General features: G+C 64.2%; 18 protein-coding genes. 8 read left to right on the top strand and 10 right to left on the bottom strand.

The genetic code is table 11. The annotated features are described in order from the left end of the window. Position 1: 1 nt before the first annotated feature. Together ABID44_RS04635 and ABID44_RS04630 are read right to left on the bottom strand one after the other, a co-directional pair. Complete coding sequence (locus tag ABID44_RS04635; protein ID WP_354150503.1) at positions 2-754, bottom strand: crotonase/enoyl-CoA hydratase family protein; 753 nt, start codon at positions 752-754, stop codon at positions 2-4. A 32-nt stretch (positions 755-786) separates the two neighbouring features. Next, a complete protein-coding gene (locus ABID44_RS04630; RefSeq protein WP_354150502.1) occupies positions 787-2,556 on the bottom strand; it encodes an acyl-CoA dehydrogenase family protein in 1,770 nt (589 codons plus the stop codon). 248 nt (positions 2,557-2,804) lie between these two features. Between ABID44_RS04630 and ABID44_RS04625 the strand changes: the two genes are divergently transcribed. Beyond that, positions 2,805-3,929 (top strand): glycoside hydrolase family 25 protein, encoded by a 1,125-nt coding sequence (locus tag ABID44_RS04625; protein ID WP_354150595.1) that lies wholly within the window; start codon positions 2,805-2,807, stop codon positions 3,927-3,929. Here the strand turns inward: ABID44_RS04625 and purD are convergent. Next, on the bottom strand, positions 3,926-5,200 hold the full coding sequence (gene purD, locus ABID44_RS04620; protein ID WP_354150501.1) for a phosphoribosylamine--glycine ligase: 1,275 nt from the start codon (positions 5,198-5,200) through the stop codon (positions 3,926-3,928). The genes ABID44_RS04625 and purD overlap by 4 nt on opposite strands. A 211-nt stretch (positions 5,201-5,411) precedes the next feature. Here purD and ubiA point away from each other — a divergent pair, with 211 nt between their 5' ends. Together ubiA and ABID44_RS04610 are read left to right on the top strand one after the other, a co-directional pair. After that, a complete protein-coding gene (ubiA, locus tag ABID44_RS04615) occupies positions 5,412-6,395 on the top strand; it encodes a 4-hydroxybenzoate octaprenyltransferase (protein ID WP_354150500.1) in 984 nt (327 codons plus the stop codon). 726 nt (positions 6,396-7,121) lie between these two features. Continuing rightward, positions 7,122-8,288 (top strand): porin, encoded by a 1,167-nt coding sequence (locus ABID44_RS04610; RefSeq protein WP_354150499.1) that lies wholly within the window; start codon positions 7,122-7,124, stop codon positions 8,286-8,288. Between the two features lie 77 nt (positions 8,289-8,365). Here ABID44_RS04610 and ABID44_RS04605 read toward each other — a convergent pair whose 3' ends face one another. The 6 genes from ABID44_RS04605 to ABID44_RS04580 all read right to left on the bottom strand — a co-directional run bounded on the left by ABID44_RS04605 (position 8,366) and on the right by ABID44_RS04580 (position 16,552). Then, positions 8,366-8,932 (bottom strand): DUF6101 family protein, encoded by a 567-nt coding sequence (locus tag ABID44_RS04605; RefSeq protein WP_354150498.1) that lies wholly within the window; start codon positions 8,930-8,932, stop codon positions 8,366-8,368. A 177-nt stretch (positions 8,933-9,109) separates the two neighbouring features. Next, on the bottom strand, positions 9,110-10,540 hold the full coding sequence (locus ABID44_RS04600; RefSeq protein WP_354150497.1) for an FAD-binding oxidoreductase: 1,431 nt from the start codon (positions 10,538-10,540) through the stop codon (positions 9,110-9,112). A gap of 6 nt (positions 10,541-10,546) precedes the next feature. Next, the gene (locus ABID44_RS04595; RefSeq protein ID WP_354150496.1) at positions 10,547-11,512 is read right to left on the bottom strand and encodes an L-threonylcarbamoyladenylate synthase; all 966 of its coding nucleotides are present in this window, start codon (positions 11,510-11,512) and stop codon (positions 10,547-10,549) included. Positions 11,513-11,534: 22 nt separating this feature from the next. Beyond that, positions 11,535-13,685, bottom strand: a complete 2,151-nt coding sequence (glyS, locus tag ABID44_RS04590; RefSeq protein WP_354150495.1) for a glycine--tRNA ligase subunit beta — start codon at positions 13,683-13,685, stop codon at positions 11,535-11,537. Next, complete coding sequence (locus ABID44_RS04585; protein WP_354150494.1) at positions 13,686-14,639, bottom strand: glycine--tRNA ligase subunit alpha; 954 nt, start codon at positions 14,637-14,639, stop codon at positions 13,686-13,688. Positions 14,640-14,776: 137 nt separating this feature from the next. Next, positions 14,777-16,552, bottom strand: coding sequence for a tetratricopeptide repeat protein (locus ABID44_RS04580; RefSeq protein ID WP_354150493.1), 1,776 nt, complete (start codon positions 16,550-16,552; stop codon positions 14,777-14,779). Between the two features lie 367 nt (positions 16,553-16,919). On the opposite strand from ABID44_RS04580, the gene ABID44_RS04575 reads away from it, so the two are divergent. Then, positions 16,920-17,357, top strand: a complete 438-nt coding sequence (locus ABID44_RS04575; RefSeq protein WP_354150492.1) for a MerR family transcriptional regulator — start codon at positions 16,920-16,922, stop codon at positions 17,355-17,357. A gap of 12 nt (positions 17,358-17,369) precedes the next feature. Here ABID44_RS04575 and ABID44_RS04570 read toward each other — a convergent pair whose 3' ends face one another. Next, the gene (locus ABID44_RS04570) at positions 17,370-18,386 is read right to left on the bottom strand and encodes a polyprenyl synthetase family protein (protein WP_354150491.1); all 1,017 of its coding nucleotides are present in this window, start codon (positions 18,384-18,386) and stop codon (positions 17,370-17,372) included. Between the two features lie 192 nt (positions 18,387-18,578). Here ABID44_RS04570 and ABID44_RS04565 point away from each other — a divergent pair, with 192 nt between their 5' ends. From ABID44_RS04565 to ABID44_RS04550, 4 genes are read left to right on the top strand one after another with little or no spacing between them, the layout of a single operon-like run. Then, positions 18,579-20,258, top strand: a complete 1,680-nt coding sequence (locus ABID44_RS04565; protein WP_354150490.1) for an alpha/beta hydrolase — start codon at positions 18,579-18,581, stop codon at positions 20,256-20,258. A 43-nt stretch (positions 20,259-20,301) separates the two neighbouring features. Then, positions 20,302-20,526: a putative signal transducing protein gene (locus ABID44_RS04560; RefSeq protein WP_354150489.1), complete on the top strand. Its 225-nt coding sequence runs from the start codon at positions 20,302-20,304 to the stop codon at positions 20,524-20,526. Beyond that, positions 20,523-21,317, top strand: a complete 795-nt coding sequence (locus ABID44_RS04555; protein WP_354150488.1) for a tRNA1(Val) (adenine(37)-N6)-methyltransferase — start codon at positions 20,523-20,525, stop codon at positions 21,315-21,317. The genes ABID44_RS04560 and ABID44_RS04555 overlap by 4 nt, the downstream gene beginning before the upstream one ends. Before the next feature lie 60 nt (positions 21,318-21,377). Continuing rightward, positions 21,378-22,238, top strand: a complete 861-nt coding sequence (locus ABID44_RS04550) for a S49 family peptidase (RefSeq protein WP_354150487.1) — start codon at positions 21,378-21,380, stop codon at positions 22,236-22,238. Positions 22,239-22,294: the final 56 nt, after the last annotated feature.

The following is a 22,294-nucleotide window of genomic DNA, read 5'->3' as shown; positions in this document are numbered from 1 at the left end:
CTCAAGCCTTCCTGCGGTTCATGAAGGCCATCAGGGCCGCGCGCGCCTCGTCGGAAGCCAGTCGCTCGCGAAAGTGCTGGCTTTCGATGCGGATGCGCTCCTTCAGTTCCTCGCGCGAACCGAGCATCAGGTCGCGCGCGATCCGCAACGCCTCCGGCGGCTTGGCGGCGATATCCTCGGCGGCGGCGAGCGTCGCGTCCTCCAGCCGCCCCTCTTCGACCACGTCATAGATCAGGCCGGCATCGCGCGCGCGCTCGGCGGAAAAGCCTTCTCCCAACCCAAGCAGCGCGAAAGCGCCCTGTCGGCCCAGTAAACGCGGCGCAAGCAAGCTCGAACCCGCTTCCGGCACAAGGCCCAGATCGACGAAGGGCGTACGGAAAACGGTGCGCGGCGTGGCGAAGGTCAGGTCGCAATGCAGGTTGATCGTGGTGCCGATGCCGACGGCGACGCCATCTACGCCGGATACGATCGGCTTTTGCGAGCCGGCCAGCGCCAGCAGGAAATCCCACACCTCGCTGCCGCCCTCGCCGCCGGTGGCGATGGCCAGAAAATCGGCAAGGTCGTTGCCGGCCGAAAACGCCCCCGGAACGCCGAGGAAGACATGGACGCGCACCGCCGGATCGGCGTCGCCGCCGGTCAGGGCGTCGGCCATGGCGGCATACATGGCGCGGGTAAGCGCGTTCTTCTTCTCCGGCCTGTTCATGCGGATGATCTGCACCGCGCCGCGGCGCTCGATCTCGATATTCTGCGTCAAGATGTGTCCTCCCAGGTGCGGCTTGGAGCCAATCAGGCCGTTATCAGCGATGCGCCCGCAAGACCAAGGCTTTCCGCCCCGCCGGTGACGCGTTCTTTCAATGCACGAACTTCGCCCAGCATGTTCTCTGCGAAGAAGCGGGCGAGCGCCACGCGCTCGCCGCTTTGATCGGCCAGCGCCGCCCGGGCCAGATAGACGCCGCCCGCCGCCAGCGAGAACAGGCGCAGATAGGGCGTCGCGCCGCTCAGGGCCTCCTGCACGGAGTTGCCGGCAAGCTTTTCCTGCAAATAGCGCGTCGCCTCGGTCAGGTCGGCAAGCGCCGTCTGGAGCAGGTCCGTACTGCGGCCGAATCCATCCTTCCCGTTCAAGCTGGCCGTCACCGCGCCAAGCTCTTCGATATAGCCATGCACATGCCGCCCCTCGCCCAGCAGCAGCTTGCGGGTGACGAGGTCGATGGCCTGAATGCCGTTGGTGCCCTCATAGATCGGCGCAATGCGCGCATCGCGATAGAAAGCGGCGGCGCCCGTCTCCTCGATATAACCCATGCCGCCATGCACCTGCACGCCGAGCGAAGCGACGTCGACGCCGACATCAGTGGAAAAGGCCTTGGCCAGCGGGGTGAGCAGATTGGCGCGATCGCGCCAGTGCTGCGCCTCAGGCCCGTCCGAGACACCCGCCATGTCGATGGCGTGGGCGCAATTGTAGGAGATGGAGCGGGCGATCTGCGTCAGCGCCTTCATGGTCAGCAGATTGCGCTGCACGTCGGGGTGATGGACGATCGGAGCCATGCCCTCGCCCGTATAGGAGGCGGCCCTGCCCTGTCGGCGTTCATTGGCGTAGGCGAGCGCCTTTTGGAACGCGGCTTCAGCAATGGCCACGCCCTGCATGCCGACAGCCAGACGCGCATTGTTCATCATGGTGAACATGCAGGCGAGGCCCTTGTTTTCCTCGCCGACAAGCCAGCCGATAGCTCCAGTCCCCACATCGCCGAAACCGTCGCCATAGATCATGGTGCAGGTGGGTGAGCCGTGAATGCCAAGCTTGTGCTCAAGGCCTGAGCAGAAGACGTCATTGCGCGCCCCGAGCGAGCCGTCCTCGTTGACGAGGAACTTCGGCACAAGAAACAGGGAGATGCCGCGCGTGCCGGCCGGCGCGTCCGGCAGGCGCGCCAGCACCAGATGCACGATGTTGTCAGTAAAATCGTGCTCGCCATAGGTGATGAAAATCTTCTGGCCGAAGATACGATAGGCGCCACCCTCCGCCCGCTCGGCGCGGGCGCGCAGCGCCGCCAGATCGGAACCCGCCTGCGGCTCGGTCAGGTTCATGGTGCCCATCCACTCGCCCGACACCAGCTTTTCCAGATAGTTGCGCTTCAGGTCGTCGGTCGCGTGCTTCTCCAGCGCCTCGACCGCGCCCATGGTCAGCGTCGGCCCGATGCCGAACGCCATGGAAGCCGAGTTCCACATTTCCAGAACGGCGACCGACAGCATCATCGGCAGGCCCTGCCCTCCATATTCCTCCGGCCCGGTGAGGCTGTTCCAGCCGCCCTCGCGCCAGCGCGTGTAAAGGTCCTTCCAGCCGGGCGGCGTGGTCACAGCCGCATCCTTCAGCACCGCGCCGGCCTCGTCGCCCGCCTTGTAGAGAGGGGCCACCTCTTCCGTTGCGAACCGTCCCGCCTCGGCCAGCACCGCATCGACCAGATCGGCTCCCAGATCGCCCAGCGCACCGGAGGCCAGCGCCTCCTCCAGGCCCGCCACATGCTTGAGCGTGAAGGCGATTTCATCAACCGGTGCGCGATACATGCAGGCTCCTCCTGAAACTGTTGGCGGCAGTGACGGTCCGGCATAGGCTGACGGCCTGTCCAATCATTCTTCTTTTTACGTAAACGTCAAATTTTGTCACGCGGATTCTGCGGCGTCATCAGCCATGAATCGACATATCGAGGCCGGGCCGTTCAGGCGGCAAGGATTGGTTAACCATAAAGGGTGAGGATTGCCGGTCAATCGCAAGGAACTGTGGTTTGGGGTCAAGGCGACTGAACTTTCGGCTGATGGCGCTTCTGGCTGCGGCAATCGCCCTTGCCGGCTCACCCGCGCTCGCCTCCGATTTCAGCGAGCCGTGGAAGCGCGAGGACCGCGCGCTGGTCATCGACGCCTATGAGTACAATTCGATAGACTGGAACGCTCTCTCCACCGACAAGCGCGTCGTGGGCTTCATCAACAAGGCCTCCGACGGGTTGCCGCCGCCCTATGCCTGCAGGGGCGACGAAACCGAAGTGCGGCTGTGCCGGGCGCTGTTTCGCCGCCATGCGGTGGCGAAGGAACTGTTCCATACCCGCCGCATGGTGGCGAAGGCGCTCGGTCTCGAATGGGGCGCATATCATCTGGCCCGTCCCGGAAACCCGATCGAGCAGGCCAACAACTTCATCGAGTTCGCCAGACCGGGGCCCGATGACCTGCTCGCGCTCGACATCGAGGACAACGACCCGGAAAAATGGATGTCGCTGGTCGACGCCGAGGAATTCGTGCGCCATGTGCACCGCCGAGTGGGACGTTTTCCAGTGCTCTATACCAACGGGACGACGGCCAAACACATCGCCGACAACCGTCGCCTCTATCCGCTGCTGTCTCGGCTGCCACTGTGGTATGCGCGCTACAAGCCCGATATCGACATGCATTTCCCGAAAGGCAACTGGCAAGGTTATGCGCTGTGGCAATTCGCAACCCAGGCCAACTGCAACGCCCGGCGCTGTCCTTATCGCGTGCCCGGCACGCCGACCGACATCGACGTCAACGTCGCTGCGATGACGGCGGACGAACTGCGCGCGGCATGGCCGTTCGGCGGATTGATCGGCGTGCCGGCGGACATGCTTTTTCGTGTCCCCGTCCCGGTGGCGCGCACGGACGGGCTGAAAGGCGAAGTCACCATCGCCTATGCCGATGTCGCGCAACCGCCCACATTTTCCATGCTGGCCGAAGCGGCCGGCGAAGGCTGGCGCCGGATGCGCCATGGCTGGTCAGTGGCGATGAGCGGTCCCTATCAGGGCCGCCACCGGCACGGCATGGCGGAATATGCGATCAGCAGGCTGAACGCCTTGCAGCAGATGGCCGTCGAGCGCGAATCCGCCGCCGGTATCGACCCCATCGCCACCGGCTCGATCCGGGAGAAGGATTAGCCCCGTTCGCGTTCCACCGCGCGCCAGCCGATATCACGGCGGCAAAATCCTCCCGGCCAGTCTATCCGCTCGACCGCCTCATAGGCGCGTTTCTGCGCTTCGCGGGCGCGTGCCCCCATGGCAGTGACGTTCAGCACCCGGCCGCCATTGGCGACCAGCTCGCCATCGCGCAACGCCGTACCGGCATGGAAGATTTCGACGTTGTCGCCCCCCGCCGCCGCGACGCCGCGGATGACGCCGCCTTTCTCCGGCGAGGCTGGATAGCCCTTCGCGGCCATCACCACGGTCAGCGCCGTCTCGTCGCGCCAGCGCGCGGAAGCATGGGCCAGTTGGCCATCCACGGCGGCGTTGAGCAGAACCAGCAGGTCTTCCTTCAGGCGCATCATCAGCACCTGGCATTCGGGATCGCCAAAGCGGACATTGTATTCAATGAGCTTCGGACCATCCTCGCCGATCATCAGCCCCACGAACAGAACGCCCTGAAAGGGATGTCCCATCTCGGCCATGCCGCGCATGGTGGGCTCCACGATCTCGCGCATGGTGCGCTCGATAATTTCAGGCGTCATCACCGGGGCCGGTGAATAGGCCCCCATGCCGCCCGTGTTGGGCCCGGTGTCGCCATCGCCGACGCGCTTGTGATCCTGCGCCGTGCCGAAGGGCAGAGCCGTCTTGCCATCGCACAGACAAAAGAAGCTCGCTTCCTCACCGGTGAGAAATTCCTCGACCACCACCTCGGCCCCCGCGCTCCCGAAAGAGCCGTCGAAGCAGGCTTCGAGCGCCTCGATGGCTTCTTCCAGCGTCATCGCCACCGTCACGCCCTTGCCGGCCGCGAGGCCGTCGGCCTTGATGACGATCGGCGCGCCCTGCTCGCGCGCATAGGCCTTTGCCGGCTCGAGCGCCGAGAACCGCCGGTAAGCGCCGGTCGGGATGGCGAAGCGCGCGCACAGATCCTTGGTGAAGCCCTTGGAGCCTTCCAGCTGCGCCGCCGCCTTCGACGGGCCGAACACACGGACGCCGGCTTCGCGCAGATCATCGGCAAGGCCGGCGACCAGCGGCGCTTCCGGCCCGACCACCACCAGATCGACGCCATGATCGAGGCAGAAGCGGCGCACCGCATCGTGATCGTCGACATCGAGCGCCACCAGTTCGGCCTCCCCGGCAACGCCCGGATTGCCGGGCGCGGCGTAGAGCTTCGACAGCAACGGCGACGCCGCCAGCCTCCACGCCAGCGCATGCTCACGCCCGCCGGAGCCGATAAGGAGAACGTTCATGGGCAGACCTCGCGCGAGTGGGATTGCAAGGGCTTCCGCTATTGGCGATGGCCGCCGAGGTCAAGCCGTTATGGGCGCACAGCAGCGGTTTCCGTGAGCGGGGAGACTGCGTATGGGGCTAACAGGCCGTAACGTCTGCAAAATCGCGATCTGACCGGCTGCCGATCTATCCAGCTTGACGCCCGCGCCATCGCCTGCCACTTGATCCGGCATGGAAACCATTCAGTCGAAATCCTCGCAGGGCCGCGTCGCGGATGCGCCAAGCGGGCATTGGGTCTACAAAATCCTGCCCCGCGCCCTGTGGCCATATGCACAGCTGGCGCGCTGGGATCGCCCTATCGGCTGGCAGCTTCTTTTGTGGCCATGCTGGTGGTCGGCGGCCATGGCCGCTTCCGCCTATGCCCGCCCGGAGGATACGCTTGAATCCCTTCTGCCGCCGCTGTCGACGCTGATTCTCTTCTTCATCGGCGCCGTCGCCATGCGTGGGGCCGGCTGCACCTATAACGACATAGTCGATGTGAACATCGACAATCAGGTCGAGCGCACCCGTTCGCGTCCCCTGCCCTCCGGTCAGGTCAGCCGCCGCAAGGCGTGGCTGTTCCTCGTCCTCCAGGCGCTGGCCGGGCTTGCCGTGCTTATGCAATTCGACAGCTTCACCATCCTGCTCGGGATTTCCTCGCTGGCGGTGGTCGCCGCCTATCCGTTCATGAAGCGCATCACCAACTGGCCGCAATTCGTGCTCGGCCTCGCCTTCTCGTGGGGCGCACTGATGGGCTGGTCGGCCGAGTTCGGCGACATCGACGGTCCCGCCATCCTGCTCTATGTGGGCGCCATCATGTGGACCATCGGCTACGACACCATCTACGCCCATCAGGACAAGGAGGACGACGCCATCGTCGGCGTCAAATCCACCGCCCGCCTGTTCGGCGACAACACGAAGTCGTGGCTTATCGTGCTCTACAGCGGCGCGCTGATGTGCTTCGCAGTGGCCTTCGCCAATGCGCAGGTGCCGATGCCCGCCATGGCCGGGCTGATCGCGGCGGCTGTCCATATGGGACGCCAGATACTGGTGCTCGACATCGATGACGGCGACCAGTGCCTCAGGCTGTTCAAGTCGAACAATCAGGTCGGCTGGCTGATCTTCCTCGGACTCATCGGCGGCGCCTGCTGGAGCTTCCTCAAGCCGATGCTTTAAGCGCAATTTCCGGATGTCGCGTCCGGGCGACGATCCTCGCGCCCAAGCTTGCCGCCCTCTCGCATCGGCAAGGCGGCGATCACAGTAGCGGACGCTCTGAAGCGGCCTGCCGCTCCATTCGCCTTTATTCGTCGCATTTATCCGACTGCCCGGAGCGGAGGAACGTCGTTGCCCGCCTCCGGCAGGTGCTGCGCCGCTTCGAAAGGCGGAATACAACCTCCAGCTGTCCTTAGGCTGCATAAAGCAGATTTCCCGGAAATGGTCGGACACGGTTTCAGGCAGATTTGTCGGATAGGAGCCTGTCCGCCGGCGACCCGGGTTGCCGCCGGGGCCAACTCTCATGCCGGGCACCCCGCAGGATCAAGAAAAAACAGAGGCCTCGCAAAAGGTTACGGCGCCCCCCTCAGGCGAGGCCTCTCTCGACTGGAGATCGAGGCCTGCACACTCTCATAGGTTGAATTATTTGTAAATATACTATTTATAGTTGTTAATTTCACATTGACGAAGGGCCATCGCGTTCATGAAGGCGGCTGGCTATATGTGCCCTTAATGCAACATATAGGTTGTAATTCATAAATCTACACAACCTTTAAGTGCAATTTTCCTTGCCAGAAAAAGCCCGCTGGGAAATCAATCGGGACGGAAAGAGGGGCGACTCGCACGATCTTTTCACCCACGGCCTTCGGGCACACAGGAAACCATTCAGTTTTGAACTGGAGAGTATAAATGAACATCAAGAGCCTTCTTCTCGGCTCCGCTGCGGCCCTGATCGCAGTTTCCGGCGCGCGCGCCGCCGACGCCATCGTCGTCGCTGAACCCGAGCCCGCCGAATATGTCCGCATCTGCGACGTCTACGGCGCCGGCTTCTACTACATCCCCGGCACCGAAACCTGCCTCAAGGTCGGCGGCTACCTGCGCTATGACATCGGCGTGGGCGAGTTCGGCCATGAAGACGTGCTGGACAAGAAGAACCCGTGGGTCACCGATGCGGCTGGTGACATCATCGACGCCCGCACCAACGACACCTACTACAAGATGATGCGCGCCCAGATCAATCTGGACGCCCGGTCGGAAACCGAGTACGGCACGCTCCGCGGCTTTATCGCTCTGAACTTCCAGCGTGAATCCTACAGGCAGTCTGCCCTTCCGGGGCCGGGCGGCAGCATCATCGGTGTTCCCGCCGAGCTTGAAGGCGTGATCAGCGCGCTGGATCTCGACCTGCCTGGCATCAGCAACACCCGTAACGCCTGGGGCATCGACCACGCCATCATCCAGCTTGGCGGCCTGACGCTGGCTTACTCTGACTCGCTGTTCGAAACGCTCACCGACTCGGCCGGCTCCGTCATCAATGACGATCTGGTCAGGTACTCGCCGGGCAAGTCGCACTACATCGCCTACACCTTCGATGGCGGCAATGGCTTCTCCGCTACCGTCGGCGTTGAAGAAGGTGCTGGCGTTCGCGGTACGATCGACTCCTACGTTCCGCATGTTGTCGCGGGTGCGTCCTTCACGCAGGGCTGGGGCAAGATCGCCGCTGTCATCGGCTACGACGCCAACTTCGGTGAAGTTGCCGGCAAGGCCCGAGTTGACGTTAACGTCAATGACGCTCTGAGCCTTTGGGTGATGGCTGGCCTGCGTGATGGCGACAATGCGAGCTACTACGGCGTCTGGGGCGGCGACTGGGCCGTCTGGGGCGGTGGTCAGTACCGCTTCACCGAAAAAGCCGCTCTCGACGTCCAGCTCTCCTACGACGACGCCGAGACCTTCGGCGCAGTTGTCGGCATGCGCTACGACGTGGTGCCCGGCCTCCAGATTCGTCCGGAAATTGCCTATGTCGACCGCGACGGCGACGACAACTGGGGCGGTTACCTCCGCTTCCAGCGTTCGTTCTAAGATCGGTTTCACCGTCTGAACAGAAGAACCCGGCAGGAGACTGCCGGGTTTTTTGGTTGGCCGATTGCAGGCGCGTTTCAGTTTCGGGCGATGATTTCCTCGCCGTCGATAACCAGCCGCAAGCCAAGGTTGCCCATGCGGCGGCGGGCAAGGAAGCGGGGCCGGCGGCGCGCCGATGCGCGCCCCTGACGGCGATCCTGCGGCGGCATGGTCCTAATCGCGGCTCCCAGCGATTCCTCCAGCGTTCGCGCCACGCCGTCGGCTTCGATCAGCAGCATGGGCAGGCGAAAGGCTTCCGCCCAGGCGCGCCAGTCGGCGGCGACATCGTTGAGATCGTGCGCGACCAGCAGCGGCACGGACAGAAGCGGATCGTCATGCAGCAGTTCGAGCGTCACGGTGACGTTGCCCTGCCCATCTTCCAGCGCACGGGCGGCCACGCCGCGAAACACATTGGCCGGCAGCGCGATGACGGCGGGCAGGCCGCTCATCTGGAGCGTACGGCGCAGAACCGCGCCGCGATGATCGATCGTCAGGGTTACGTCGCCATGATCCTCGCGGCTGGCGTAGCTCACCATTTGCGGCAAGCGAAAGGGGTCGAGGCGCATGTCGCGCCCCGCCCAGACTGGCTTCAGTCCAGATTGCATCGGTGCCTTCCTGTTTCTTCCGAGAGCCGGTTTTCCGGTCTTCTCCGGGCCGTTTCGGCCTCGTTATGAAGGCAAGGTAGCGCGGGGGCCTTACCGGCCCGCTTAAGAAATTGGGTTAAATTTTGCTGATCTGCCAGATGGTTAGGGAAGTACCACCAAACCCCTCGGCGTTGAGGATCAGATAACCTTACCCGGATTCATGATGCCGGCAGGGTCGAAAGCCGCCTTCACGCGGCGCATCAGTTCCATGGACATGGGCGGCGCGGTGGCGATCAGTTCGTCGCGTTTCAACTGGCCCACCCCATGCTCGGCCGAAATCGAACCGTGGAGACTGCGCACCACGTCGTGGACAGCATCGTTCACGGCGCGATAGCGGGCAAGGAAAGCCGCATCATCGCCGTTGACAGGCCGCGAGATGTTGTAGTGCAGATTGCCGTCGCCCATATGGCCGAAACAAACGGGGCGCGCACCCGGCACGACGCCTTCGACCACCATGCCCGCCTGTTCGATGAATTTGGGGATGGAGGCGATCGGCACCGAAATGTCGTGCTTGATCGAAGCGCCTTCCGGCTTTTGCGCCTCGGGCAGCACCTCGCGGAAATTCCACAAGGCCTCGGCCTGCGAAAGGCTTGCGGCGATCACCGCATCGCCTGCAAGTTCCGTCTCGATCGCCGCACCCAGAATGTCCTCTATCAGGCCGCGCGCGTCCTCCGCCGAACGGCCCGAGGAAATCTCCACCAGCACATACCAGGGCCAGTCGCTCGCCAGCGGCCGCACCACTCCCGCAGCATGCGCCAGGGTGAATTCATATGGCAGCCTCCCGATCAGTTCGAAAGCGGTAAGCGCATTGTTGGCCCGGTCGCTGGCCATGCCGAACAGGGCAAGGGCCGCCTCGGACGACGGCAGGCCGACGAACGCCACCTCGCGGCCTTTCGGCTTCGGGAACAACTTCAGCACAGCGGCGGTGATGACGCCCAGCGTGCCTTCGGCCCCGACGAACAGATTCTTGAGGTCGTAGCCGGTATTGTCCTTCTTCAGCTTGCGCAGATCGTCAAACACCTCGCCAGTCGGCAGCACGACCTCCACCCCGAGGCACAGGTCGCGCGCGTTGCCATAGGCCAGCACATTGGTGCCGCCGGCGTTGGAGGAAAGATTGCCGCCGATCTGGCAAGAGCCCTGTGCAGCAAGCGACAACGGGAACAAACGGTCCGCGTTTGCCGCCGCCTCCTGCAGTGTCTGGAGTATGACTCCGGCCTCGGCCGTGACCGTATTGGAAAGCAGGTCGATCTCGCGAATGCGGTTGAGACGCGACAGCGACAGCACCACCTGCCCGCCCCCTTCATCAGGCATTTGCCCGCCAACAAGCCCGGTATTGCCGCTCTGCGGCACGATGGGCGTTCGCGTTTCGGTCGCCAGCCGCATGATGCGACTGACCTCTTCGACACTGCCCGGCCGCAGAACCAGCGAGGTGCGGCCATGCCACAAACCGCGTGGTTCGGTCACGTACGGCACGATGTCCCGCCGGGCAGTCAGCGCATAGCGGTCGCCGACGATCTCCGCGAAACGCTGCACCAGACCAGGATCGAGAGCAAGTGCCGCGTCGGTCATGACACCCTACTCCCTGTCTGCCCCACGCGGGGCCGCCGCCCGCGCCAGCCGGTCGTTGATCGCCTCGCCGAGCCCTTCCGTGGGGATCGGCTCAACCGCAATCGTAGCAGCACCGTCGCGGTCCAGTTCCTGCATGAACGAAAAGAGGTTGGTCGCCGCCTCGCGCAGGTCACCCGCGGGCGACAGGTTGAGCGTCGCCACCGCGTTCGCCGCTCCCCTTACGCGATCCGGCCCGAAAGCCAGCAGCGCCTCGCCGGGGCGCACATCTTCGACGGCAAGCCGCATGCCTGCGTTGGGCGCATAGTGGGAAAGCATCATGCCGGGAGCCTCGATGCCTTTCGCTCCGCGCTCCAGCTTCTGGCCGATCGCCGCTTCTATCTCCTCGGCGGCGACCCCGCCCGGCCGCAGCAGTCGCACCTTGCCGTTCTCAACCTTGACAATGGTCGATTCCAGCCCGACCGGCGTCGGGCCATCATCCACCACCAAGCTGATCCGGTCGCCCAGATCCGAGGCGACCGCCGATGCGGTGGTGCCGCTGATGCGGCCCGATGTGTTGGCGCTGGGAGCCGCAAGCGGAGCCCCAAGCGCCGCGATCAGCCTCGACCCGAAGCCGCGCGGCATGCGCAGCGCGATGGTGTCTAGCCCCGCCGTGACAAGAGGATGGATGCCGGCATCGGCCCGCAACGGCACCACCAGCGTCAGCGGGCCGGGCCAGAATGTTTCGGCAAGCTTCAGCGACAGCGGATCGAAACGGCCGATGCGCCCCGCCATTTCCATGTCGCTGACATGGGCGATAAGCGGGTTGAAGCGCGGCCGGCCCTTGGCCTCGTATATGCGCGCCACCGCCGCGCCATCGGTGGCGTCGCCGGCAAGACCATAGACCGTCTCGGTGGGGATAGCGACGACCTCGCCGGCCCTCAACAGAGCCAGCGCCGGCTCAAGGGCCTTACTGGCGGGCAATATCTCGGCCACGCTCGTCCATCCCCTTGCCGGATCAGCCGGCGATACGCGAGAAATCCGCCACCTCGCCGGTTGCCGCGCGGATGCGCGACAGCAGCGCGAGACGGTTGGCGCGCACGGCTGCGTCCTCGTCATTTACGAGCACTTTTTCGAAGAATGAATCAACCGGCTCACGCAAGCTGCTCAGCGCGCGCATGGCGGCGGAAAAATCTTCATTTGCAATCGCCTGGCGGGCGTTCTTCTCAGCCTGATTCACGGCGGCGAACAGCGCCGTTTCTGCTTCGCCCCGGAACAGGGCCGGATCGACCGCACCGGCGATCGCCGTGCCCTTCTTTTCCTCGGCGGCGAGAATGTTGGCGGCGCGCTTCGTGCCCGCCAGCAGGTTCCCGCCTTCCTCGCTATCGAGGAAGGAACCCAGCGCCTCGACCCGACGCACGATGGCGAGCAGATCGTCGGCCTGCGGCGTGATGACGGCGTCGATCAGATCGTGCCGCGCGCCCTTGTCTTTCAGATAGACCTTCAGCCGATCATGGAAGAAGGAGAGCAGATCGGCGTTCGCCCAGCGGCCGAGCCCGAACTTGACCCCGTTCTCGACCACCATTCGGATCACCCCAAGCGCAGCGCGGCGGAGCGCATAGGGATCCTTGGAGCCTGTGGGCTTTTCGTCGATGGCCCAGAAACCGGTCAGCGTGTCGAGCTTGTCGGCTAGCGCCACGGCCACCGAAACCGGATCAGTCGGCACGCGGTCGGACGGGCCCTGCGGCTTGTAATGCGCCTCGATCGCGGCGGCGACGGCAGGCTGCTCGCCCTGCAACAGCGCGTATTTGTGGCCCATCGCGCCCTGAAGCTCGGGAAATTCGCCCACCACTTCCGTTTGCAAATCGGCTTTGGCCAGCACCGCGGCACGAGCGGCCAGTTCGGGATCGGCATTGACCAGCGGTGCAATCTCGCGCGCCAGCTTCACGATGCGCTCCACCCGCTCACCCTGCGTGCCCAGCTTTGCATGGAAGGTCACGCCCAGATGGTCGAGACGCGCCATGCGCTGATCGAGAGGCTTGTTCAGGTCCAGCGCCAACTTTTTTGCTGAACCTTCAAGCTGGTCGAGGTCCGGCACATCGGCCTGATCGGTCTTCCAGAAATGCACCGCGTCCGAAAGACGGGCACGCACCACCTTGCCGTTGCCATGGGCGATTTCCCTGCCGCCATCCTTCGCCTCGATGTTGGAGATAAGCAGAAAGCGGTTGGCGAGCGCCTCCGCCTCATCCTGCGGGCGGGCGACAAAACACTTCTGGTTGGCGCGGATGGTGAGGCGGATGACTTCCGGCGGGATCGCCAGAAACTCCTTCTCGAACTCGCCGAGCAACACCACCGGCCATTCCACCAGCCCCGACACCTCTTCCAGAAGGCCCTCATCCTCGACCAGATCGAGACCGTTGGCGAAGGCGAGATTCCTGGCGTCGGTCAGGATGATTTCCTTGCGCCGGTCAGCGTCGATGATGACTTTCGCAGCCTCAAGCGAGGCGGAGTAATCCTCGAAACGCCTGACGGTGATGGCATGCGGCGCGTGGAAACGGTGGCCATAAGTGACGTTGCCGGAGCGCACGCCCTCGACCTCGAATTCGACCACCACCGGCTCTGCGGTCTCGGGCCCGAAGGTGCACAGGATCGATTGCAGGGGCCGCACCCAGCGCAGCGCGTCGCCGCCACGCCCCTCGACGCCGCCATAGCTCCTGCCCTTGGGACCGGAAGCGGCGCCCCAGCGCATCGACTTCGGCCACGGGAACGAACGGATGACGCCCGGCATGAGGTCGGCGATGATCTCTTCCGCCGCCCGGCCCGGCCGGACGATGTGGGCGACGTAGAAATCGCCCTTCTTCGGATCGGAGTGGACATGCGCCTCGTCGATGGAGGCGAGCCCCGCCGAGCGCAGGAAACCCTGAATGGCGGCTTCGGGCGCATTGACGCCCGGGCCCTTGCGTTCCTCGCGCACGTCACGCGAACGGGCGGTGAGACCGCGCACATCCAGCGTCAGCCGGCGCGGCGTCCAGTAGGCGCGCGCCGCCTCATAGGTGAGACCGGCGTCGACCAGCCCGTCGGTGACCATTTTCTTCAGGTCTTCGGCAGCCTTGCGCTGCATACGTGCGGGGATCTCTTCAGAGCGGAGTTCGAGCAGAAGATCAGGCATTTATGCGGCCTCCCGCGCGATCTGGAAGCCGCCGGCTTCGGTCTGGAGAAACGCCTCGCCGCAAGCCTTGGCGAGATTGCGCACGCGCAGGATGTAGCTCTGGCGTTCGGTCACGGAGATGACGCCGCGCGCATCGAGCAGGTTGAAGACATGGCTGGCCTTGATGCACTGGTCGTAGGCCGGAAGCACCATGCGGTGCGGCTGGCCCTCGGCACGATTGGCCCCGGCGGCGAGCAACGCGATGCATTCCTTCTCGGCGTCGATGAAATGCTGGTGCAGCGTGGCCGTGTCGGCATGTTCGAAATTGTAGCGGGAATATTCCTGCTCGGCCTGAAGGAAGACGTCGCCATAAGTGACTTTTTCCTCACCCTCGCGGCCGTTGAAATTGAGGTCGTAGACATTGTCGACGCCCTGCACATACATGGCCAGCCGCTCAAGGCCGTAGGTCAGCTCACCCGCCACGGGCGCGCATTCGATGCCGCAAACCTGCTGGAAATAGGTGAATTGCGAGACTTCCATGCCGTCGCACCAGCATTCCCAGCCAAGCCCCCAGGCGCCCAGCGTCGGACTTTCCCAATCGTCCTCCACGAAGCGGATATCATGCACCAGCGGGTCGATGCCGATGGCGGCGAGAGAGCCCAGATAAAGCTCCTGAAGATCCGGCGGGCTCGGTTTCAGGATCACCTGATACTGATAATAGTGCTGGAGCCGGTTGGGGTTTTCGCCATAACGGCCGTCCTTGGGCCGGCGCGACGGCTGCACATAGGCGGCGTTCCACGCTTTGGGACCGAGGGCGCGCAGCGTCGTGGCCGGGTGGAAGGTGCCCGCGCCCACCTCCATGTCGTAGGGCTGCAGAACGGCGCAGCCGTAATTGGCCCAATAGCTGTGGAGAGTGAGAATCAGCCCCTGAAACGAGCGGCTGGGATGCATATGGGCAGGAAGTTCGGCGTTCACGGAAACGGCCTCGATGCGGCAAAAGGGAGGATGCCGCCATCCCTAGAGCGCCGGTCCCGGAGCGTCAAGAAAAGAGCGCGGCGCGCGCCTCGCCAAAAGCGGGGCGCTTCGTCGCGCAGTCGATCCGGGCCGCCCTGTCAGTCGATCTTTTCAGGGGCAGGCTTTGTCCTGGCCGCGCCGGTATCCTGCGCGGTGTTGGTCGCCAGCGGCGGCAGGCCTTCCTGCAGCTTCTTCTCCACCTCGGCCAGAACATCGGGCTCGGGTTCGAGATCGCGGGCGTAGCCCCACTGGAAGGTGGCTTCCAGCTTGCGGCCGACCCGCCAGTAGGCGTCGCCCAGATGGTCGTTGAGCACCGGATCTTCGGGGCGCAGGGAAACGGCTCTTTCAAGCTCGCGCACCGCATCCTCGAAACGGCCGAGCCGGTAGTAGGCCCAGCCCAGCGAATCGACGATGTAGCCATCGCTCGGGCGCAATTCCACCGCCTTCTGGATCATCTCCAGCGCTTCCGTCAGGTTCATGTTCTTGTCGACCCACGAATAGCCGAGATAGTTCATGACCTGCGGCTGCTCAGGGTTCAGTTCCAGCGCCTTGCGGAAACTCGGCTCAGCCTTGTTCCATTCCTTCAGCCGCTCATAGGCGATGCCGCGCTGGTAGAAGACGTTCCAGTCGGCAGCCTCCGGCTCCTTCAGGCGCTCGACGGCGCGATCATAGAGATCCGCCGATGCGCGCCAGTTCTCCTTGGAGCCATAGACGCCTCCGAGGGCGAGATAGCCGCGCATCTCGTCCGGCCTGGCCTCGACCAGCGCCTTGAGATGCTCGATCGCCTCGTCGTTGCGGCCGAGGTCGGCGAGGTTGAGGCCAAGCTGCAACTCGGCGATCTGCTTGTAGGGAGAACCGTCGGCGATGCGCTTGTAATAGGAGATGGCGCGCTCGCTGTCCTTCATCTGCTCGGCCACGCCGGCCAGTTGCACCAGCGCGATATCGCTGTCTGGCTTCAGCGCCAGAGCATATTCGAGATAAAGCCGCACGAAGGGTTCGCCACCGCCACGGTTCAGGGCGGTCGCCAGATTGACCAGAATTTCCGACGCGCCATCGGCAGGACTGGCGACCATGGGCGCGATTTCCTCGCCCTTGCCGATGCTTTCGCGCAGGGCTTCGATCTCGGGGCGGCCAGTGACAAACTCTTCGGACTTGTCGAGCACGGCCAGCGCGTCGTCCTTCTTTCCCTGACGGGCGAGGAAGCGGGCATAAGCCTCGGCGTTGCGCAGCCAGGTTTCGGGGGCGGCGCCGCCGGCCGCCGCGTTTTCAAGCGTCGATTCGTAGGCCTCCACCGCCTTGTCCTTCTGCCCGGCGACATCGGCGATGAGGGCGCGATGATAGGACTTGAACAGGTCGAACCATTCCGGCCCTTTCAGCGTGGCGACGTAGGAAACGGCATCCTTGCCATGATCTGCGCCCAGACGCGCCCAGCCGGTCATGACCCCGCTGATGAGCCGGTCGAGATCGGCCTGAAGGGACAGTTTCAACCAGTACTCGGCTTTCTGGTAGTCCTTCTTGCGGAAGGTGTCGACCGCGAGCGCGAGACGCGAGAAGCGCTCGATGTCGGGCACTTCCCTGAGCTTGTCGGCATAGGGCAACGATTCGTCGAACCGCCCCTGTGAAATCAGCGTCAGCATCAGGCTTTGCTGCAACTGCACATCGTCGGGCGCGAACGCCAGCGCCTGCTTGTAATAGGTGATGGCGCTGTCGAGGTCGTTGTCGCCCTCGGCCACGCGCGCCGCCAGATAAGCGCCGGAAAAGGACGTGATCTCGATGGGTTTGGCGGATTCCTTGGCGACGACGACAGGGCCGCACAGGGCCAGCCCGGTCGCCACAGTCAGACCCGCGAGCCAGCGAATGCGTTGATGCGGCATCGTCATCCTTTCAGCCGAAAAGTCCCGGTCGCCTTGCCGGAACCGTCATGTTGATCCTGTGGCGGGAAAGCATGGCCTTTTTGGGATCATGCTTCAATCCGCATCGCCGGGCGTCCGTACCGGCGGACACGGACATCACGCGCTTTTGTACGATTGCCCGCCAGAGCGCGCAATCCGGCAACGCCACCCTTACGGACTTGCCAGAGCCTCAGGCCGAAAAGTGCACGCGGTTTTTCGGATCATTGCGACGCTCAATCAAGGTGCTGGAGCGCCCTTGGCGCATCCGGCAGGACACACGGGGGCTCTGGCGTGACATAGTTGGCCGGAGTGCTTACTTTTTCCTCAACACAGGAGCGAAAGGGCCGACATGAAGTTTTCAATAGGCGAACTGGCGCGACGGGCGGACGTGAAGGTTCCGACGATCCGCTATTACGAGCAGATCGGACTGATGCCGGAAACCCTGCGCACCGAGGGCCAGCAGCGCCGTTACGGGTCTGCGGCAGTGTCCCGGCTCTCCTTTATCCGTCATGCGCGCGAACTCGGTTTCGACGTCGAGGCGATCCGCACGCTTCTGTCCCTGCAGGACGACCCCGATCAGCCCTGCGCCCAGGCCGACGAGATCGCAAGGGCGCGTCTGGTGGAGGTTGACAGACGCATCGCCGGCCTTCAGGCCCTGCGCAAGGAGCTGAAGAAGATGGTGGATGAATGCGCGCAGGGGCGCGTTTGCGATTGTCAGGTCATCGAAACTCTGGCCGACCGCACCCATTCGCACAAGGGCTGGAAGGAGCTTGCGGTCGGGCGCTGAAACGGGGGCGCCTCAGCTCACCCGGCTGATGCAGAAGTCTATGACGTCGATCAGCGCCGCCTTCTGCGGCGTAGCAGGCAATGGAGCCAGCGCATCGCGCGCGATTTCGCCGAAATGACGGGCGCGGCCGATCGTGTCGGAAATGGCCGCATGGCGGGCCAGCAGGCCGATACCCTTTTCCAGCGCATCATCGTCGGCGTCGTTTTGCTCGATCGCCTTTTTCCAGAAAGCGCGCTCTTCCGCAGTTCCGCGACGATAGGCGAGAATCACCGGCAGGGTGACCTTGCCCTCGCGGAAATCGTCGCCGACATTCTTGCCGAGGTCGCTGCTCGACCCACCGTAATCCAGCGCGTCGTCGATGAGCTGGAAGGCCAGGCCGAGGTTCATGCCATATGAACGCAGGGCCGCGCGGTCGTTGCGCGAAGCATTGGCGACAACCGGCCCCACCTCGGCCGCAGCCGAAAACAGCGCCGCGGTCTTGGCCTTGATGACGGCGAAATGCTCGTCCTCGGTGGTTTCGAGGTTCTTGGCCGCGGCAAGCTGCATCACCTCGCCCTCGGCGATAATGGAGGCGGCGGTGGAGAGGATGTCCAGCGCGTCCAGCGAGCCGACGTCGACCATCATGCGGAAAGCCTGCCCAAGCAGGAAGTCGCCCACCAGAACGCTGGCCTGGTTGCCCCAGATCATGCGCGCCGTCTTCTTGCCGCGCCGCATGCCGCTCTCGTCAACGACATCGTCATGCAGCAGCGTCGCCGTGTGCATGAATTCGACGGCGGTGGCGAGCTTGATGTGCCCCTCGCCCTCGTAGCCGAACATCTGCGCCGCTGCGAGCGTCAGCATCGGCCGCAGGCGCTTGCCACCCGAGGAAATCAGGTGATTGGCGACCTCGGGGATCATCTGCACGTCCGAACCGGCCCTGGACAGGATCAGCTCGTTGACGCGCCCCATGTCCGAAGCGGTCAGCGAAACCAGCTCCTTGATGGAAGCGGCATCGCGTTTGCCGCCCTCGAGATTGACAACGATACCCAACAAACGACTCCTGACCAACAGACCCGCGGACGCGGCAGCATATAGCGGACTCTAGGGAGATGGTCACCCCACGGCAAGAGGCGAATTGGCGCGGCATAAGCTGCTTTTTTACCGCGGCGAACAGGAATGGTCTGGAAAAACAGGCCCTGCGCCGCCTATAGCTGGCAAAGATCAAACGGCGACGGTGAAGCAATGTCCCTTTCTATCACGTCCCGCACTGGCGGTCTGTTTTCGCGTCTCGTAAAATCCCTGTCGACCATCGGCCTGCTGACCGGAACGCTGTTCTTCGCCGCGTCCTTCACGCCTTCGCTCATTCCACGCACCTGGCTCCTTCAGGGCGCACTGGCTGGCCTTGCCTTCGGCGCAGGCTATCTTGTCGGCGTGCTTGGCGTGTGGCTGTGGAGCTATCTCGAACTGCCCGCGCTCAAGCCGCCGGCTTCGCGATGGGCGAAACGGACCGCCGCAGCCCTTTGCGCGGCGGTCGCGGTCATCTTTCTCTGGCAGGCTTCAGAATGGCAAAACTCGATCCGAACGCTGGTCGACATGGAGCCTGTAGACAGCGTCTATCCGTTCCGGGTCGGGCTGATCGCGATTCTCACCTTCGCCATGCTGCTCGGCGTCAGCCGGCTGTTCCGTCTCACGCTCAACTTCATCGACCGCCGGTTGCGCGGCTTTCTGCCACGCCGCATCGCGACGGTGATCGGCGTCGCCGCCGCAGCCATCATCTTTTTCAGCCTGCTCAACGGCGTGCTCCTGCGCTACGCCATCTACGTCGCCGACAGCTCGTTCCGGGCCGCTGACGAACTGATCGAACCCGACACGCCACAGCCGGACGATCCGGTTAAAACCGGCAGTGCGGCATCGCTGCTCGACTGGGACGGCATCGGCCGGCGCGGACGGCAATTCGTGGCCACGGCTCCATCGAAGGACGACATTTCCACTTTCCTTGGCCGTGAAGCCATGGAGCCGCTGCGTGTCTATGTCGGCCTTCGTTCGGCGGAAACGCCCGAAGAGCGGGCGCGGCTGGCGCTGGAGGAACTGAAGCGCGTCGGGGCGTTCGAACGGTCGGCGCTCGTCCTCATCACGCCCACAGGCACGGGCTGGATCGACCCGCCGGCCATCGACACGCTGGAATATCTGCATGGCGGCGATGTCGCCACCGTCGCGATCCAGTATTCCTACCTTGCAAGCTGGCTGTCGCTTCTGATCGAGCCCGAATATGGCGGAGAGGTTTCGCGGGCGATGTTCACGGAAGTCTACGGCCACTGGACTGCATTGCCCCGGGAAAGCCGGCCGAAGCTCTACCTTTACGGCCTCAGCCTCGGCGCCATGAATTCCCAGCGTTCCAGCGAGCTGTTCGAGGTGCTGGGCGATCCCTATCAGGGCGCGCTGTGGGCAGGGCCGCCTTATTCCAGCCAGTTATGGCGCTCGATCACAGCGCGTCGCAATCCCGGCTCGCCGGTCTGGATGCCGCGCTTCCGCGACGGCTCCTATGTCCGGTTCACGGGCCAGGAGAACGAAGTGAACATTCCTGGCGCGCATTGGGGACCGCTCAGGGTGGTCTACCTGCAATATGCCAGCGATGCGGTGGCGTTCTTCGACCCGCTCTCGGTCTACCGCGCGCCGGAATGGATGAACCAACCGCGCGGTCCGGACGTTTCCCCCCAGATGCGCTGGTATCCGATCGTCAGCTTCCTGCAATTGCTGGTCGACATGATGACCGCGACCACCACGCCCATGGGCCACGGCCATGTGTACGCCCCGCAGCACTATATCGACGCATGGATCGAGGTGACCGACGTGCAGGGCTGGTCGCAGGCGGATATCGACCGGCTGAAAGCGCATTTCGCCACATTGATGGAGGAGCAGTGAGCGGCGCGTTTACACACAGGCCAATACCTGCAAAATGCCGGCCATGATCGAGCTTGTACGCACCAACGACGCCGTGGTCATCTCCTTCGTGGAGGCGCTGATGCGCGACGCCGGCATTGCCTGCATCGTCGCCGACCAGAACATGAGCGTCATGGACGGCTCGCTCGGCATATTGCCGCGCCGCATCCTCGTCGATGCCGAACAGGCTGAAACGGCGCGCAGGATTCTGGCGGACGCCGGCATCGGCAACGAGATCCGGAAGCAATGACCGCACAGGCCGTTTCCGCCGCGCCGGGCAGCCATACCGTCGACGCCTTCCATCGCGGCCGCTTCTTTCTGGTCCAGCCCGCAAAGGGCGGCCATCGCGCCGGCATGGACGCCATGATGCTGGCGGCGAGCGTGCCTTCCGCCTTTGCCGGCCGGCTGGCCGATTTCGGGGCGGGCGCTGGCGCCGCCGGCCTTGCCGTTCTGTCGCGCTGTCCGCAGGCGCGCGCGGTTCTGGTCGAGCGCGCGGCGGAAATGGCCGCCTTCGCGCAAGCCACGCTCGCCCTCCCCGACAACGCCCATCTTTCAGGCCGGGCCGAGGCGTTGCAGGCCGACGTGGCGCTGACCGGCGCGGCGCGGCAGGCGGCGGGACTTGTCGACAACAGCTTCGACTACGTGATCATGAACCCGCCCTTCAACGCGGAAGCGGACCGGGCGACGCCGGACGAACTGAAACGTCTGGCGCATGTCATGGAGGACGGTCTGTTCGAAGACTGGTTGCGCAGCGCGGCGGCGGTCACGCGCCCACGCGGCGGCGTTTGCGTCATCGCACGCCCGCAATCGCTGCACGCCATCCTCGATGCGATGGGCAGCCGTTTCGGCAATGTCGAACTCATGGCCATCCATCCGCGCCCGGATGCGGCCGCGATCCGCATCGTCACGCGCGCCACACGCGGAACGCGCGGCAAGCTCGCCATCCGCCCGCCGCTGATCCTGCATGAGAGCGACAGCGGCCGCTTCAGCTCCCATACGGACCGCATCAATAACGGGCTTGCCTCACTTTTCGGCGACTGACGCCTTTGCCGAGGCCGCCCGAATGCCTACATGCCTCGCACATTGCCGGAGACACCTGCCTTGAAGAGACTTTTCAACCGACTCCTGCCGAAAGCCTGGCGCTCCAATATCGTCACCATACCGGTCATCCGGCTGCACGGCGCCATCATGGCGGGAGGATCGCAGTTGCGTCCCGCCCTTTCTCTGGCCACGACGGCGGGGCTGATCGAAAAGGCCTTCGCCCTCGACGCGCCCGCCATCGCCATTTCGATCAATTCGCCGGGCGGCTCGCCCGTGCAGTCGCGGCTGATCTACAAGCGCATCCGCGATCTCGCCGCCGAGAAGAACCGCAAGGTGCTGGTGTTCGTGGAGGATGTCGCGGCCTCGGGCGGCTACATGATCGCGCTGGCGGGCGACGAGATCATCGCCGACCCCTCCTCCATCGTCGGTTCCATCGGCGTGGTTTCAGCCTCTTTCGGCTTTCCCGAACTGCTGAAGAAGATCGGCGTCGAGCGCCGTGTCCACACCGCGGGCCAGAACAAATCCGTGCTCGATCCTTTCAAGCCGGAGAAGAAAGAGGATGTCGCGCGGCTGAAGAGCCTGCAACTCGAAATCCATGACACTTTCATTGAAATGGTGAAGGCGCGGCGCGGCGCGAAGCTCAAGGACGAGCCCGACCTGTTCACCGGCCTGTTCTGGACCGGCAAAAAGGGATTGGAGCTTGGCCTCGTCGATGCGCTTGGCGACATGCGTTCCGTGCTGAAGCAGCGCTATGGGGCGAAGACCCGCCTCAAGCTGATCAGCGCCCAGCGCGGCCTGCTGTCGCGGATCGGGCCCTTCGGATCGCGCGGCGGCGCGGCGCCGGAAATGGCGGCCGCGACGGTCGAAAGCGTGCTGGGTGCGGCGCAGGAGCGCGCCCTCTGGTCGCGCTTCGGCCTTTGAAAAGCCGCGCACACGCGCTACCATGACCCATGATCGGCCGTATGCCTTTCGGCATC

Source organism: Aquamicrobium ahrensii, from assembly GCF_040545755.1.
Taxonomy (GTDB): domain Bacteria; phylum Pseudomonadota; class Alphaproteobacteria; order Rhizobiales; family Rhizobiaceae; genus Mesorhizobium; species Mesorhizobium ahrensii.
The sequence above is the reverse complement of the archived record's forward strand: the minus strand, read 5'-3'. Positions and strand labels throughout refer to the sequence as shown.